This window comes from Actinoplanes sp. NPDC020271 (genome assembly GCF_044388125.1).
Classification (GTDB): domain Bacteria; phylum Actinomycetota; class Actinomycetes; order Mycobacteriales; family Micromonosporaceae; genus Actinoplanes.
In genome coordinates this window covers 44,048-59,756 of the sequence record NZ_JBIRWQ010000033.1, presented here as the reverse complement: position 1 = coordinate 59,756, position 15,709 = coordinate 44,048, and the positions used below count along the sequence as shown (strand labels likewise).

The 15,709-nt window shown below is 70.3% G+C and carries 15 protein-coding genes; 9 read left to right on the top strand and 6 right to left on the bottom strand.

Translation table 11 applies throughout. The annotated features are described in order from the left end of the window. Nucleotides 1-42 precede the first annotated feature (42 nt). Nucleotides 43-2,505 carry a ribonucleoside-diphosphate reductase subunit alpha gene (locus ACH442_RS42095; protein WP_396343753.1) on the top strand — a complete coding sequence of 821 codons (2,463 nt, stop codon included), beginning with the start codon at nt 43-45 and terminating at the stop codon, nt 2,503-2,505. Further along, a complete protein-coding gene (locus ACH442_RS42090; protein ID WP_396343752.1) occupies nt 2,505-3,500 on the top strand; it encodes a ribonucleotide-diphosphate reductase subunit beta in 996 nt (331 codons plus the stop codon). The genes ACH442_RS42095 and ACH442_RS42090 overlap by 1 nt, the downstream gene beginning before the upstream one ends. Before the next feature lie 291 nt (nt 3,501-3,791). Here ACH442_RS42090 and ACH442_RS42085 read toward each other — a convergent pair whose 3' ends face one another. The 3 genes from ACH442_RS42085 to deoC form a co-directional block, all read right to left on the bottom strand. Further along, nucleotides 3,792-4,568, bottom strand: a complete 777-nt coding sequence (locus tag ACH442_RS42085) for a peptidase (protein ID WP_396343751.1) — start codon at nt 4,566-4,568, stop codon at nt 3,792-3,794. Then, on the bottom strand, nt 4,568-5,863 hold the full coding sequence (locus tag ACH442_RS42080) for a VWA domain-containing protein (RefSeq protein WP_396343750.1): 1,296 nt from the start codon (nt 5,861-5,863) through the stop codon (nt 4,568-4,570). The genes ACH442_RS42085 and ACH442_RS42080 overlap by 1 nt, the downstream gene beginning before the upstream one ends. A gap of 287 nt (nt 5,864-6,150) precedes the next feature. Further along, entirely contained in the window at nt 6,151-6,846 is a 696-nt protein-coding gene (gene deoC / locus ACH442_RS42075) for a deoxyribose-phosphate aldolase (protein ID WP_396343749.1), read from the bottom strand. Between the two features lie 70 nt (nt 6,847-6,916). Between deoC and ACH442_RS42070 the strand changes: the two genes are divergently transcribed. Further along, the gene (locus ACH442_RS42070; RefSeq protein WP_396343748.1) at nt 6,917-7,636 is read left to right on the top strand and encodes a GntR family transcriptional regulator; all 720 of its coding nucleotides are present in this window, start codon (nt 6,917-6,919) and stop codon (nt 7,634-7,636) included. A 282-nt stretch (nt 7,637-7,918) separates the two neighbouring features. On the opposite strand, the gene ACH442_RS42065 is transcribed toward ACH442_RS42070, so the two are convergent. Continuing rightward, nucleotides 7,919-8,284 (bottom strand): DoxX family protein, encoded by a 366-nt coding sequence (locus ACH442_RS42065; RefSeq protein WP_396343747.1) that lies wholly within the window; start codon nt 8,282-8,284, stop codon nt 7,919-7,921. Nucleotides 8,285-8,384: 100 nt separating this feature from the next. Between ACH442_RS42065 and ACH442_RS42060 the strand changes: the two genes are divergently transcribed. Further along, entirely contained in the window at nt 8,385-8,756 is a 372-nt protein-coding gene (locus tag ACH442_RS42060) for a winged helix-turn-helix transcriptional regulator (RefSeq protein ID WP_396343746.1), read from the top strand. Here ACH442_RS42060 and ACH442_RS42055 read toward each other — a convergent pair. Continuing rightward, on the bottom strand, nt 8,741-10,636 hold the full coding sequence (locus ACH442_RS42055; RefSeq protein WP_396343745.1) for a sensor histidine kinase: 1,896 nt from the start codon (nt 10,634-10,636) through the stop codon (nt 8,741-8,743). The two genes, ACH442_RS42060 and ACH442_RS42055, sit on opposite strands and share 16 nt — an antisense overlap. Continuing rightward, nucleotides 10,629-11,315 (bottom strand): response regulator transcription factor, encoded by a 687-nt coding sequence (locus tag ACH442_RS42050; RefSeq protein ID WP_396343744.1) that lies wholly within the window; start codon nt 11,313-11,315, stop codon nt 10,629-10,631. The genes ACH442_RS42055 and ACH442_RS42050 overlap by 8 nt, the downstream gene beginning before the upstream one ends. A gap of 102 nt (nt 11,316-11,417) precedes the next feature. Between ACH442_RS42050 and ACH442_RS42045 the strand changes: the two genes are divergently transcribed. From ACH442_RS42045 to ACH442_RS42025, 5 genes are all read left to right on the top strand, one after another. Beyond that, nucleotides 11,418-11,966, top strand: coding sequence for a hypothetical protein (locus ACH442_RS42045; protein ID WP_396343743.1), 549 nt, complete (start codon nt 11,418-11,420; stop codon nt 11,964-11,966). Then, entirely contained in the window at nt 11,956-12,990 is a 1,035-nt protein-coding gene (locus ACH442_RS42040; RefSeq protein WP_396343742.1) for a hypothetical protein, read from the top strand. Before ACH442_RS42045 ends, ACH442_RS42040 begins: the two co-directional genes overlap by 11 nt. An 80-nt stretch (nt 12,991-13,070) precedes the next feature. Beyond that, a complete protein-coding gene (locus tag ACH442_RS42035) occupies nt 13,071-13,742 on the top strand; it encodes an ABC transporter ATP-binding protein (protein ID WP_396343741.1) in 672 nt (223 codons plus the stop codon). Next, nucleotides 13,729-14,904, top strand: a complete 1,176-nt coding sequence (locus ACH442_RS42030; RefSeq protein ID WP_396343740.1) for an ABC transporter permease — start codon at nt 13,729-13,731, stop codon at nt 14,902-14,904. The genes ACH442_RS42035 and ACH442_RS42030 overlap by 14 nt, the downstream gene beginning before the upstream one ends. A 316-nt stretch (nt 14,905-15,220) precedes the next feature. Then, complete coding sequence (locus tag ACH442_RS42025) at nt 15,221-15,634, top strand: MarR family winged helix-turn-helix transcriptional regulator (RefSeq protein WP_396343739.1); 414 nt, start codon at nt 15,221-15,223, stop codon at nt 15,632-15,634. The last annotated feature ends 75 nt before the right edge of the window (nt 15,635-15,709 follow it).

The window sequence follows — 15,709 nt, the reverse complement described above, 5'->3', positions numbered from 1 at the left end:
CGCGTGGTCAGCGGCCGTGTTGACTCGCGAGGGAAGAGGGCCATGACGCTCACGCCGGAGAAGAGCCTGGAGACGGCTGCTGTGCCGGAGCAGCGCCGTCACGTCATGCAGGTGCGCAAGCGCAACGGCGAACTGGAGCCCGTCGACGTCAACAAGATCGTCGTCGCGGTCGAGCGGTGGATCGCCGGCCTGGACGAGGTCGACCCGCTTCGCGTCGCGACGAAGACGATCAGTGGGCTGTACGACGGCGCCACCACCGAGGAGCTGGACAAGCTCTCGATCCAGACGGCCGCCGAGCTGATCGGCGAGGAGCCGCAGTATTCGCGGCTGGCCGCCCGCCTGCTGGTCGACCTGGTCGAGCAGGAGGTCGGTGAGCAGGGCGTCACCACGTTCAGCGAGTCGATTGCGCTGGGTCACGCCGAAGGCCTGATCGGCGACACCACCCTGGACTTCGTCATGAAAAACCGGGACAAGTTGGATGCGGCGATCGATCGTGACGCCGACCTGCGCTTCGAGTACTTCGGGCTGCGCACCGTCGCTGACCGTTACCTGCTGCGCCACCCGACCAAGCGGATCCCGATCGAAACCCCGCAGTACTGGCTGCTGCGCGTTGCTTGTGGGCTGTCGCAGACAGTCGACGAGGCGATCGGCTTCTACCGCTTGATGGCGAGCCTGGCTTATCTTCCCAGCTCACCGACCCTGTTCAACTCCGGCACCAAGCACACCCAGATGTCGAGCTGCTTCCTCGTCGACTCGCCGAAGGACGAGCTGGACTCGATCTACGAGCGTTACCACCAGGTCGCGAAGCTGTCGAAGTTCTCCGGCGGCATCGGCATCGCCTGGTCCCGCGTGCGGGGTCGCGGCGCGCTGATCCGGGGCACGAACGGCAAGTCGAACGGCATCGTCCCGTTCCTGAAGACCCTCGACGCGGGCGTGGCCGCGGTCAACCAGGGCGGCCGGCGCAAGGGCGCCGCCTGCGTCTACCTGGAGCCGTGGCACCCGGACATCGAGGAGTTCCTGGAGCTGCGGGACAACACCGGCGAGGAGTCCCGCCGCACCCACAACCTGAACCTGGCCAACTGGATCCCGGACGAGTTCATGCGCCGGGTCGAGGCCGACGAGGACTGGTCGCTGGTCGACCCGTCGGATGCGCCTGAGCTGCCGGATCTCTTCGGCGACGCGTGGACCGAGGCGTACCGGATCGCGGAGAAGAAGGCGGTCAAGACCGTCAAGGCCCGCGACCTGTACGGCCGGATGATGCGCACCCTGGCGCAGACCGGCAACGGCTGGATGACGTTCAAGGACCGCTCGAACGCGCTGTCGAACCAGACCGGCGCGCCCGGCAACACGATCCACCTGTCGAACCTGTGCACCGAGATCCTCGAGGTCAACAGCGACGACGAGACCGCGGTCTGCAACCTGGGCTCGATCAACCTGGGCGCGCACACCGGCGCCGACGGGGTGGACTGGGAGCGGTTGCGCTCCACCGTCCGTACCGCGGTGGTGTTCCTGGACCGGGTGATCGACATCAACTACTACCCGTCGCAGCAGGCGGCCGCGTCCAACCCGCGGTGGCGCCCGGTCGGGCTGGGGCTGATGGGCCTGCAGGACGCGTTCTTCACGCTGGGTCTGCCGTTCGACTCGGCCGAGGCGAAGGAGCTGTCGACCCGCGTCCAGGAGGAGATCTTCCTGACCGCGCTCGAAGCCTCCGCCGGTCTCGCCGAGCAGTTCGGACCCCATCCGGCGTACGCCGAGACGCGAGCGGCCAAGGGCCGGCTGCACCCGGACCTGTGGGGCGCCTCGGTGTCGCAGACCGCGCGCTGGGACGCGCTGCGCGCCACGATCGCCGAGCACGGCCTGCGCAACTCGCTGCTGATCGCGATCGCGCCGACCGCGACCATCGCGTCGATCGCCGGTTGCTACGAGTGCATCGAGCCGCAGGTGTCGAACCTGTTCAAGCGCGAGACGATGTCCGGCGAGTTCCTGCAGATCAACACGTACCTGGTCCGGGAGTTGAAGTCCCGCGGCCTGTGGACCGCCCCGATCCGGGAGGCGATCAAGCGCGCCGAGGGTTCCGTCCAGGCCATCGCCGAGCTTCCTTCGGACATCAAGGAGCTTTTCCGTACGGCGTGGGAGCTGCCCCAGCGCGCCCTGGTCGACCTGGCCGCGGCCCGTGCGCCGTTCATCGACCAGTCGCAGTCGCTGAACCTGTTCATGGCCGCGCCGACGATCGGCAAGCTGTCGTCGATGTACCTCTACGCCTGGAAGTCCGGGCTGAAGACCTCGTACTACCTGCGCTCGCGCCCCGCGACGCGGATCCAGCAGGCCACCACGGCCGTCGCCCCGGCGACCCCGGCGGTGGTCCCCGCGCCGACGACCACGATGGTCGCCAACCCGTCCGGTCCCGGGCAGGTCGCCACGCTCAGCCTGAACCTGCTCGGCGACACCGGTGGTGCGCTCGCCGCGTCCCTTGAGAACCCCGACATCTGTGAGGCTTGCCAGTAATGCTGCTCGACCCCGGTATGGACCTGACCCTGCGGCCGATGAAGTACCCGCACTTCTTCGACCGTTACAAGGACGCCATCAAGAACACCTGGACGGTCGAGGAGGTCGATCTCCACTCCGACCTCGCCGACCTGGCTCGCCTGTCGCCGGCCGAGCAGCACCTGGTGTCACGGCTGGTCGCGTTCTTCGCCACCGGTGACACGATCGTGGCCAACAACCTGGTGCTCAACCTGTACCAGCACGTGAACAGCCCGGAGGGCCGGCTCTACCTGTCGCGGCAGCTGTTCGAGGAGGCCGTGCACGTCCAGTTCTATCTGAACCTGCTGGACACGTACGTGCCGGACGAGCAGGAGCGGTTCGAGGCGTTCGCGGCGATCGACAACATCCCGTCGATCGCCCGCAAGGCCGAATTCTGCTTCAAGTGGATCGACTCCGTCTTCGACCTGCGCAAGCTGGAGACGAAGGCGGACCGGCGAGCATTCCTGCTCAACGTGATCTGCTTCGCGGCCTGCATCGAGGGGTTGTTCTTCTACGGCGCTTTCGCGTACGTGTACTTCCTGCGCTCCCGCGGTGTGCTCCAGGGCCTGGCGTCCGGGACGAACTGGGTGTTCCGCGACGAGTCGATGCACATGGCGTTCGCGTTCGACGTGGTCGACACCGTCCGCCAGGAGGAGCCGGACCTGTTCGACGCGGAGATGGAGCAGCAGGTCCGCGACATGCTCGCCGAAGCCGTCGAGTGTGAGGTCCAGTTCGCCGAGGATCTGCTCGCCCAGGGCGTCTCCGGGATGTCCCTCGGTGACATGCGCGAGTACCTGCAGCACGTCGCGGACCGGCGGTTGCAGGTCCTCGGGATCGCCCCGATGTACGGCAGCAAGAACCCGTTCGCGTTCATGGAACTGCAGGACGTGCAGGAGCTGTCGAACTTCTTCGAGCGCCGCGTCTCCGCCTACCAGGTCGGCGTCACCGGCACCGTCACCTTCGACGACGACTTCTGACCGGCCCCGCAACCCCGCGACGTCCGCGCGGGGTTGCGGCCGCGACGCGCGGTTCCGGCTGCGCGCTGTCTCCGCAGCGACCCGCCCACTTCGCGCGGGATCCGGCGGGCGGCCCTGCCGCGGGCGTGGCCCGTGGGCGGGTTTGTTGCTCTGACCGTGCCCACCCACGGAGACCGCCCTTGCGGGCTGAGCGTTCTGGGCGCCCCGCGCCCTGCTCAGCCCGGAAGGGTCCCCGCGGGAGCGACGGTCTGTACCCCGGCGGAGACAGGCAATGAATCCCTTGAAGTCGAGCTAAGCCCGGCGGCGGCGCCGGGTGAGGGAGAAGCCGAACAGGCCGGTCAGGGCGGCCAGGATGCCGCCGCCGGCGGTCCAGAACCAGCGGCCGGAGAAGTCCGGCAGCCAGTCCGCACTGAAGGTGCTTTTGTCGGTTTCCGCGGAGGGGGAAACCTTCGGGGCCGGGGTGGTCAGCACCGTGCCGGGCTGGTTGTCAGGAACCAGCGGCTTGGCGAGTTCGCCCTGGTCAGCATCGAGGTCACCCTTCGGGGTGGCGAGCGACAGGCTGACCTTGAGCGGCAGACCGAGGTCACCCTCCGGCAGTTTCGTGCTGGAGAGCCGGACGTAGTACGTGCCCGGCAACGGATCGCCGTCCTGCGGCTCGGCCCACGAGCGGACCTGACGCAGCCGGCAACCGAGCGTGACCTGTGCGGCGTCCTTGGCGGCGACCGGGCTCTGCTCGCCGGCCACGCACGCCTGCCGCCGGCGCAGCCCGTCGAAGACCTCGACGATCCACGACTCGTCGCCGGAGCGGCCCTTGTCGGGCAGGGCGACCGTGGCGGTGAGGTCCGGGCGCTGGCCCGCCTCCGCGTTGAACTGCCAGTACAGGTAGTCGCCGGTGACCGCGCCGACCTGCACCGGCTGGTTCGCGGTGATCGACACCGCGGTCAGGAACGACGTGCCGGCGGTGTTGACCGCGGGCGCCGGGGACGGGTCGTCGGCGAACGCCGGAGCCGGGACGGCCGCGACGCCGAAGATCACGGCGCCGACGGCGGCGAGCTGCTTGATCCGCATCAGTTCTCCCTCCAGGTGGCCACCCAGTAACGGGTGATCCAACCGGCGAGCACGCCGGCGATCAGCCCGGCGATCGCCAGGACCAGCAGGAACAGGAAGCCGCGGCCGAGGCCTGGCGCGTCCGGGGCGTGCGAGGCGTCGACCAGGTCGATGCTGAGCTCGACCGGCATGCCCTTGTCGGTGACCACCTTGGACGCGAACGAGTTGCTGACGATCAGGCAGACCTCGGTCGTCGTGGCCTCCTCGTCGGTGTCCGTGTCGGCGTCGGCCGCCTCGGCCGAGGCCTTGGCGTCGGCTTTCTGCTCGTCGGCCGACCAGCGCAGACCGGAGGAGAGCACGTCGGTCCGGCCGCTGCCGGCGTCGAGGCCGCGGACCAGCTCACGGCCGTCCGGGGTGGAGGCTTTCAGCAGTACGCCGTAGTCGGGCTGGACCGCCCGGTCGAGCGCGACGCTCACCGAGGCCCGCAGCTCCTGGTCCGGTTGCACGGCGACCCGGTAGTAGCGGTGCTCGCTGATCTTCTCCCGGTCGGTGTAGACGCCCGGGGCCAGCAGCGGCGCGTTCGCGCAGTCGGCGGTGCCGGTGACGGTGGCCGGCTGTACCGGCGGCGGGGTCGCGGCCCGGTCGACGAGCTGCTGGACCCGGTCGGTCAGCTGCTCCTCGCTGTTGGCCGCGGCGAACGTGCCGCCGGTCGCGGTGGAGATGCAGACCAGCTGTTTGCGGGTCTTCTCGTCGGGGGTCAGGCCGAGCGTGTCGATGACCAGGTGGGTGCCCTGGGCGGCCAGGTCCCGGGCGACCTCGCACGGGTCCGGCGGTGTGCAGGTGTCCTCGCCGTCGGTGATCAGGACGATGCGCCGGGTGGCTCCGGTGTCGCCGAGGTCGGCGGCGGCCTCCTTCAGCGCCAGGCCGATCGGGGTGTATCCGGTCGGCTTGAGCGTGGCGATCGCATTCTTGGCCTGGACCTGGTTGACCTGGCCGATCGGGATGATCTGCTGGGTGTCCTGGCAGGCGACCTTCTTGTCCTTGCCGCCGTAGGTCGCGCCGAGCACACGGATGCCGAGCTGGGTGCTCCCCGGCAGCGCGTCGACGACCTTGCCGAACGCCCGCTTGGCCACCGCGATCCGGGTCTCGCCGTCGATGTCGGCGGCAGCCATCGAGCCGCTGACGTCGAGGACCAGTTCGACCCTGGGTGGTTCGGAGGCTCCGGGCTCGCGGGCGTTCGCCGGGGCGGCGCCGAGGAGGGTGGCAGCGCCGATCAATCCAGTCGCTACCACTATGGACAGACGTTTGTGGATCACGCGCCAAGATCATAAACATAGGCGTACGCCATGATTGCGGGCGGGGTTCCCGGCCCGCCCGTCTCTTGTGGAAACGTGGCGTGCCGGGTCGCTATGCGGCTCGAGCGGATTCGGCGCCCGGGACGCGTACCCCTTCCGGCTGGGGCGACGGTGGCGCACCCGTCAGCCGGCGAGCCCGGTGGTGGCGTCCTTCCCGCCACCGGGACAGAGCTTTGGTGGCCTTCCGCCGGCGTTCCTCCGGCCTGTGCCGGTCCGATTCCTGCCCGGCGGCGGTTGCCGGGTGGCGGTCAGGCGCGGCGGGCATAGGTCGTCACCTGGCGGCGGGCCAGGTCCTCCAGGATCTCGGCGGTCGCCGACGAGCCGAAGCGGGTCACGCCGACCGAGGCCATCGCCAGCAGCGTGTCCAGGCTGCGGATCCCGCCGGACGCCTTGACCTGCACCTTCGGCGAGACGGCGGAACGCATCAGGGCCAGGTCGTCCAGCGTCGCCCCGGTCGGCGCGAAGCCGGTCGAGGTCTTCACGAACGCCGCGCCAGCCCGCTCGGCCGCCCAGCACGCGGCGAGCTTCTCCTCGTCGGTGAGGTAGGCCGTCTCCAGGATGACCTTGACGTGCGCCTCCCCGGCGACCCGGACGATCTCCTTGATCTCGGTCTCCACCGCGGCGATGTCACCCGACCGCAGCCAGCCGATGTTGATCACCATGTCGATCTCGGTGGCGCCGCGGGCCACCGCCTGCTCGGTCTCGGCGACCTTCACCTCGGTGCTGGTGTCGCCGTGCGGGAAGCCGATCACGGTGCCGACCTGGACGCCGGTGCCGCGCAACAGCTCGACCGCGAGCGGCACGTCGGACGGGCGCACACAGACGGACGCCACCTGGTACTTGGCGGCGACGGCACAACCCTGACGAACGTCCTCGCTGGTGAACTGGGGCTGGAGGATGGAGTGGTCGATCATGCGGGCGATCTGCTGCACCGTGAAATCCATGGCTTCACAAGCTACCTGTCTAGACAACCGCCTGTCTAGACAGGTTGTGCCTCTCGGTAGGGTGTCCCTCATGTCCGCCGGACCAGACTTCGCGCCGCGCTACTTCCGTATCGAGCAGGAGCTCCGAGCGCGGATCGCCAACGCGCGGCCCCACGACCCGCTGCCCTCCGAGCCGGAGCTGGCCCGCGAGTTCGGGGTCAGCCGGATGACCGCCCGGGCGGCGGTGACGCAGCTGGTCAACGACGGTTTGGCGTACCGGGCGCCCGGCCGCGGCACGTTCGTCGCGGTGCCCACCGGCCCGCGCCGCGCCGACAACCTGATCCGCCTCAGCGAGGAGATCCGCAAGCAGGGCAAGAAGCCGTCGTCCCGGGTGGTCAGCGCCGAACTGCGCCCGGCCACCGTGATCGAGGCGACCCGGCTGCGGCAGCGGGCCGGTGACGTGGTCGCGATCTACCGTGTGCGACAGGCCGACGGTGACCCCTTCGCCTTCGAGCACGCCTGCTACCCCGGGGTGCTGAACGCGCTGCTCGACTTCGACCTCTCCGGCTCGGTGCACGAGGCGCTGGTCGCGCTCGGCCGCATCCCGACCCGGGGCACCTCGACGATCACCGCCCAGCCGGCGAACGAGGAGGACGCCAAGGAACTGGGCGTCCCGGCCGGCACCGCGCTGCTCGTCGAGGAACGGCTCATCCTGGACCAGGAGGGGCGTCCGCTGGAGCTGAGCGAGTCGCGCTACACCGGAACGAAGTACCGCCTCGACGTCGCTTTTGGTGTGGAGCCGCATCAGTAAGGCCGGTAGCCGCAGGCGCGTGCCGTACCAGTTCCACCTCTGAGCTGCCCTGAGCAGGCCCGCCGTGCGCGTCGCTCGCCGCTGTCCGTCAACGGCCCTCTCGCTCAGACGAAGAAATCGGCATGCCTCAACTGTTTGCTGCCGGCATCCGCGCCGATCGCGGTCGACCGTGTCGCCGCGGAGTCCGGGTTCGGGACGGCGGCCTCCCTCCGGCATCACCTGACCGAGACGTCGGGGGTGGCGCCGAGCGCCTACCGGCAGGCATTCCGGGGGAGGACCGTGTCATAGCCAGGTGGTGGCGAGCCAGGCGCTGATCGCGGCGGCGACGAGCAGGGCGAGGTTGAGGCCGATCACCTTCGTCTCGCCGCGGGAGACGTGCGTGACGATGCCGCCGATCTGGACCAGGACCAGACCGATCGCGGCGGCGAGAGCGAGAGCGGGGGCGATGCCGGTGAGCGGCGGCAGGATCAGGCCGAGGGCGCCGAGCACCTCCAGCGCACCGATCACCCGGACCAGCGGCATCGGGATCCGGTCGACCCAGCCCATCATCGGCCGCAGCTGATCCTGGCTCCGGACCACCTTGATCCCGCCGCTGTAAAGGTAGAAAAGGGCGAGCAAGCCGCCCAGGATCCAGTACGCGATCTCCATGCTGACCCCAATGGTTACTTGTCGTAAGTGACCACATCATGCGTCAGTATCGGAGGGCTTACAAAAGGCACACGCGTGTGCCTGAGGCACAGGGGGAGAAGTGTCGGAGTACGAGCACACCTGCATGATCCGGGGCGACGGCGGCAAGACGCTGCGGGCGATCCTCGACCAGATCTGCAACAAGTGGACACTGCTGATCGTGGCGACGCTCGACCAGGGCACGCTGCGATTCGGCGACCTGGTCCAGCAGATCCCCGGCATCTCCCAGCGGATGCTGACCCTGACCCTGCGCAACCTGGAACGCGACGGGCTGGTCTCCCGCACGGTGTTCGCCGAGGTCCCGCCGCGGGTGGAGTACACGCTGACCGCCGTCGGCAAGAGTCTCATCCCGCCCGCACTGGCCCTCGCCGGCTGGGCGATCGAGCACGTTCCGCACATCGAGGCGAGCCGGGAGGCCTACCAGTCGCGCTGATCCAGCGGCAGCTCGATGGTGAACCTGGCGCCGCGCCCGGGCGGGCTGGTCACGGAAACCGTGCCGCCGTGCGCCTCGGCCAGCTTGCGGACGATTGACAGGCCCAGACCGCTGCCACCGGTCTGCCGGCTGCGCGACTTGTCGGCGCGCCAGAACCGCTCGAACACCAGGGACTGCTGCTCGGCCGGGATGCCCGGGCCGGTGTCGCTGACCTCGATGCGAAGCTTCTCCGGAGTGGTACGCGCCGAAACGTTGATCTTCCCGCCGGTCGGCGTGTGCCGGATGGCGTTGGTGATCAGATTGCCGATCGCCTGCCGCAACCGGATCGGATCCGCGGTGATCAGCGCGGGCGATGCCGAGGTCGTCATCGAGACGCCCGCCCGGTCCGCCGCGGCCGCGAACGCGTCCGCGACCGCCGGCAGCAGGTCGGCGACCTCCACGAGCTGCGGATGCAGCCGCAACTCGCCGGCGTCAGCGGCGGACAGGTCCTGCAGGTCGTCGATCACGTGCTGGAGCAGCAGAGCCTCCTCCAGCAGCGACGCCATCAACTCCCGGTCGAGCGGGACGACACCGTCGGCGGCGGCCTCCAGCCAGCCGCGGATGTTCGTCACCGGAGTGCGCATCTCGTGCGCGATGTCACCGACCATCGCGTGCCGCAACTGTTCGACGTGCCGCCGCCGCTCGGCCATGTCGTTGAACGCCGTCGCCAGGCGCGCGACCTCGTCACGCCCGGTCACCTTCACCGCGGCGGCCGCGTCGCCGTCACGCATCCGGCCAGCCGCCGCCGTCAGCGCCCGCAGCGGACGGACCAGACGCACACCGACCAGGGCGGTCACGCCGACCGCGGCCAGCAGCACCAGCCCGGTCACGGCGACGATCCGGATCTGATTCGGTCCGGACAGGTCGAGAGTGGACGCGGGAACCTCGCCGGGAGTGGTCACGAAGAGCAGCGCGGCCGGCGCGACCCAGCTCGCCAGTTGCTCACGGCGGCCGGCGGCAAGACAGTCCGCGACCGGCCGGTTGTGGCGCTGCCCGGTGCGGGCCGACTGCGGATCGGCCCAGGTCCACGTGTCACCCAAGCCGACCTTGACGGCCGGGATGTCCTGCCGGGTCAGGCAGGCGTTGACCAACCTGTCGAGCTGGGCGAGTGCCCGCTTCTCGGTGGCGGTCGGAGCGGCCAGCGCGGCGCGGCCCTCCTCGCAGGTCACGGAGTCGGCGCTCAGATCACTGCCCGGAGTGTCGATCCGGAGGCGGCCGGTAGCCTCCTCGACGATCTCCGCGTTGTGCGGGAAGACCCGTGGTTGATCCGGCCCGGCCGGAGCGCTCGGGGGGTCGCGCAGGCAGCTCTGCACGCGGGTGGCGATGGCGCGCTGCTCCGAACGCTCCGCGGCGGGCAGCCGGAACGGGCCGATCACCCGCGGGTCGATGTGATCATCCGAACCGGTCGTGTCCGTGTTGAGCGGGTCGACGGTGACCGAGGCCTGATCGGGGAGTGCGCCGGCGGCCTCGGGCTGGGGCTCGGCGTTGCCGGTCCCGGGCTGGTTGCCGGTCCCGGTGCCGGCCTCGGTCCGGGCTGAGTCGGCGATCAGCTCGCGGGCCTGGCCGGTCAGCACGATGCGGTGACCGGTCTGCTGGGCCAGCTCCGCGATCACCGGGGTGACCTCGGACCAGCCGCGATGGGTCGCCGCATAGCCGAGCAGCGTGTCGTAGATCTTGGCGTCGTCGGAGAGCGCCTGACCCTGTTCCTGCTGGATGGCGCGGGTGGTGGTGCGGACCGCCAGCCAGGCGGTCGCGCCGATCGACAGCAGCGAGACCACCGCGGACAGGACGAGCAGCCGGCGCAACAAGCTGCCGCGCCGTCTGAGCCGTCGGTCAGCCATCGGCCAGCTTGTAGCCGACACCGTAGACGGTGAGCAGCCGCGCCGGGCGGCGCGGATCCGGCTCGATCTTGCGGCGCAGGTTCATCACGTGGACGTCGACGGTGCGGGCGGTGACATACGAGTCGAACCCGTGCAGGTGCCGCAGCAGCATCTCGCGCGTGAAGACCCGGCCCGGTTCCGCCGCCATCGTCCGCAACAGGTGGAACTCGCCCGGCGTGCAGATCACCGGGCGTCCATCGGCGCGCACCTCGCGACGTACCGGATCGACCTGCAGATTGCCGACCCGCAACACCGGATCCGTCGCCGGGGCCGCCGGCCGATTGCGTCGCAGCAGAGTGCGGACCCGGGCCGCCAGCTCGCGCGGACTGTACGGCTTCGTCATGTAGTCGTCGGCGCCCAGATCCAGCCCCAGCAGCAGATCGTCCTCGCCGGTGCGCGCGGTCAACATCAGCACCGGCAACTCCGAGTCACGGCGCAGGATCCGGCACACGTCCAAGCCGTCGACGCGGGGCATCATCACGTCCAGGACGACCAGGTCCGGCGGGTTGTGCCGGATCTCCTCCAACGCGGCCCGGCCGTCACCGACCACCACGACGGCGTGACCCTCGTGCTCCAAGTAGCGCTGCACGAGTTCGGCCTGCTTCGGGTCGTCCTCGGCGACCAGCACGTATGCGCACACGGCGGCGAGTCTAGGCCGGACCCGTACGGCGCAACGGGTCGAGAACGGGACCACTACCGGACCACAACAGGTTTCTGACAAGTCGCGCCCAGAGTGCCTCCCATGCCGAAGATCCTCTATCTGACCGCGTTGCTGTTACTGGGTGCCTGCAGTGCTCCGGCTCCCGCTGCCGATGCCGGCAACGGCGGTGTCGCCACACTGGAAAGCGCCGCGCCCACCGCCGCCACCGCGTCGACGCCGTCGGACTCCCGCCCGCAGCTGCGACTCGACACCAGCGACGAAGAGGCGCACCGGTTCTGGACCGCCTACGACGACTGCCTGGTCGCCAACGGGGTCAAGACCAACGTGGTCGATCAGCCCGGACCGGCCGGGCCGGGCCGTCGGCTCGACCAGAGCGGAGAACCCGAGTCCGCCTACCTCGCCTGCGCCGGGAAACTGCCGCGGCAGCCACCGGAACTGGACGAGGACATCAACCCGAACTTCGCCGCGCAGTGGAACGACCACGTGAAATGCCTGCGTGCGCACGGTCTCAAGGTGCACGTGACCAAGCCCGGCGAGTGGACCTACGACTCGGCGGACACCGTGATCCCGCCCAACGACGATCAGATCGAGCACGACTGCCTGCTCGAAGCGTTCGGTCATGGCTCCTGAGTCGCTGCTGCGTGCGGCGGGTGCGGTCGCCGCTGTCACGTTGGTCGCGGCGGGCGCGACGCTCGCGGTGCGCGGTCACCGCCCGGCGCCGCCGGCTCCGCAGGCCGATCCGACCATGACCACGATTGAGGTACGGACAATGGATCTCACCGACGAGCGCACCGTGAACGGGACACTCGGCTTCGGCCCCGCCCGCGTCGTCAAGAGCACCGGCACCGGCGTGATCACCCAACTTCCCGGAGTCGGCCGGAAGACCAGCCGTGGCAAGGAGTTGTACCGGGTCGACGACCAGCCGGTAGTCGTCCTCTACGGCGACACGCCCCTCTTCCGGCCACTGGACAAAGCCGGACTGACCGGGCGCGACGTGCTGGAGGTGCGGCAGAACCTGACCGCGCTCGGATATCCCGCGCGGTCGTTGCACCCCGAGGTCTCGGACACCGGACTGCTCGCCGCACTCGAACAATGGCGGAAGGATCATGATCTGTCCGGCCCGGGCCTGACCCCGGGCGCGGCCGTGGTGCTGCCCGGGCCGAGCCGGGTCAGCCAGGTGACCGCGCAGGTCGGCGACCCGGCAGAAGGGCCGCTGCTGTCGGTCACCGCCACCGAGGCTGCCGTCACCGTGTCGATGAGTCCCGCCGACGCCGCCTCCGTCCACACCGGAACCAAGGTCGCCGTGATCGCGCCCTCCGGCACCTCCGCGCCTGCCAAGATCACGGCGGTCGGCCGGGCGGCCACCACCGGCGACAGCGGCGAGCCCGCCAAGGTCGACGTGACCATCACCCCCGACAAACCGATTTCCGCGTACGACGCGGCCGCCGTCCAGGTGCGCATCACCACGCTCGCCCGCAAAGGTGTGCTGGCCGTCCCGGTCGGTGCACTGGTCGCGCTGGCCGAAGGCGGGTACGCCCTGCAGCGCCCCGACGGAACGTTGGTCGCCGTGAAAACCGGAGTCTTCGCCGGTGGAATGGTGCAGGTCAGCGGCCCCGGAGTCACCGATGGTCTGACCGTGGTGAGCACCCCGTGACCTCGCCGTTCGCGCGGCCCGGCAGTGGTGAGCAGGCCGTGGCCTCGTCGGTTGTGCGGTCCGATCGTGGTGAGCAACCCGTGACCGCGCCGGTCCTCTCGATCCGGAACGTCTCCCGGGTCTACGGCGGCGGAGTGACCGCGCTCGACGGGGTCTCGCTCGAACTGGCCCGTGGCGAGCTGGTCGCGATCGTCGGGCCGTCCGGCTCCGGAAAGTCCACGCTGCTGCACATCATGGGCACGCTCGACCTGCCGACCAGCGGAACCGTGACGATCGAAGGCCGGGACGTCACCGCCCTCTCCGACCGTCGCCTCGCCGAACTGCGGGGCCGCCGGATCGGGTTCGTCTTCCAGCAGTTCCACCTGATCGACGGGGTCAGCGCCGTGGAGAACGTCGCGACCGGCCTCCTGCACGCCGGAGTGCCTCCCCGGCGGCGTCGGGCGTTCGCCGAGGAGGCGCTCGACCGGGTCGGGCTCAGCCACCGCCGCTCGCACCGGCCGGGGCAGCTCTCCGGTGGCGAGAAGCAGCGCGTGGCGATCGCCCGGGCGGTGGTCAACGCACCGGCGCTGGTACTGGCCGACGAGCCGACCGGCGCGCTGGACTCGGCGAACGGCGAGGCCGTCCTGGGTCTGCTGCACCGCCTCAACGCCGAGGGCGCGACAATCGCCGTGATCACCCACGACCGCGAGATCGCAGCGCGGTTGCCCCGCCGCATCACCATTCGCGACGGGCGGATCGATGCTGCCCAGTGACGTGTTCCGGCTCGGAGTGGTCGGTCTGCGGACCCGGAAACTGCGGGCCGCACTCTCCGCCCTCGGCATCGCGATCGGCATCGCCACCATGCTCGTGGTGACCGGGATCCCCGCGTCGAGCCGGCAGGCCGTGGCGGACCGGCTCGCCGCGCTCGGCACGAACCTGCTGCGCGTCCAGCCGCAGAGCGCCGGTGACCAGCCGGCGCCGCTGCCGGCCGAGTCGGTGGCGATGGCCGCACGGATCGGACCGGTGACCGGCGTCAGCGCGGTGGCCAACGTCCACGCGGTGGTGCGCCGGTCGGACCTGATCGACCCGTACGACGGATCCGGCCTGACCGTGCTCGCCACCCGCACCGACCTGCTCGCCGCGGTGAACGGCACGATCCGGTCCGGGCAGTTCCTCACCACGGCGACCTCCCGCTTCCCGGCGGTGGTGCTCGGCTCCGAGGCGGCGGCCCGGCTCGGACTGCGCGAGATCCGCCCGGACCGCCCCGCCGCACAGGTCAGCATCGGCAACCGCTGGTTCACCGTGACCGGCATCCTGGCACCGGTCCCGCTCGCCCCGGACCTGGACCAGTCGGCGCTGGTCGGCTGGGACGTGGCCGGAAGCCTGCTGGGCTTCGACGGGCACCCGACCGTCATCTACGTCCGATGCCGGGAGGCGGCCATCGAAAAGGTCCGGGCGGTGCTGCCGGCCACGGTCAGCCCGCAACTGCCCGGCCTGGTCCGGGTGTCCCGCCCGTCCGACGCGCTGGCCGCGAAACGCGCCACGGACAGCGCCTTCGGTGCCCTGCTGCTCGGCCTGGCCGGTGTATCACTGCTGGTCGGCGGTGTGGGCGTAGCCAACACGATGGTTATCTCGGTACTCGAACGCCGTCGCGAGATCGGCCTCCGCCGCGCGCTCGGTGCTCCTCGTGGTCACATCCGCCTCCAGTTCCTGGCCGAATCGGTACTGCTCTCCGCGCTCGGCGGTGCGGCCGGCACCGCGATCGGCGTGGCCGCCACCCTCGGATACGCCACCTGGCAACGCTGGCCACCGGTCATCCCGCCGATGACCGTCGCCGCCGGCCTCGGTGGCGCCCTGCTGGTCGGCGTGATCGCCGGCGTCTACCCGGCGATGCGCGCGGCCCGGCTCACCCCGACCTCGGCCCTGGCCGCCTGATCCCGGGGAGGGCCGTGGGTCCCGCCCGCCCCTCCCCGCGATCAGCGTCATCGCACGAGTCGACCTGATCATCAGGCCGCCGGCCGCGACAGCGGCGACCGTCAGCGTGACCGCCCCGGCATACGTGGCGCTCCGGAGCTGACAGCGCGCCGCACCCGCCGAGCGTCGGATCGCCGGACGAGGGCCAACGGGCGATCTTCGCCCCGCCTGACATTCCCAGATCCTGGTACGAGATCTCCAGGTCGGCGGAGCCGGACCCGTTCAGAATATCTTGATTCAGGTTCCTTATATACGTACCTTGCGATAGCCTCCGGAGATGAGCGCCTCTCTGCAGCAGGTCGGTCTTGCCGTCAAACGCCTCCAGTGGCAGCACCACCGCGAGGCAAACCGGCGCTTGGCCCCGCTCGGTCTGTCCCTGGTGCAGTGGGACACCCTGCGCCACCTGCATGCCAACCCCGGCGCCTCGCTGCACCGGCTGGCCGAGTTGACCTTCCAGACCGACCAGTCCATGGGTGAGCTCGCCCGGCGCATGGTCGACCGCGGTCTCATCCAGCGGGTCGAGGGACCCGGCCGCAAGGTTCAGCACCAGCTCACCACGGCCGGCGACGACCTGCGGGAAGCCGGTGGCGAGGCGGTCGACAGCGTGCTGGCCGACACCCTCGGACGCCTCGGCGCCGACGAACGCGAAACCCTCCACCACCTGCTGCTCAAAGCGGCCGCGTCACGCTGAATCGTGCGGCGTGGCCGCAAACGGCACATCACGGCCGCCAGCCGGTCGCGATCGCGGCGATGACCTGCGGCCGGC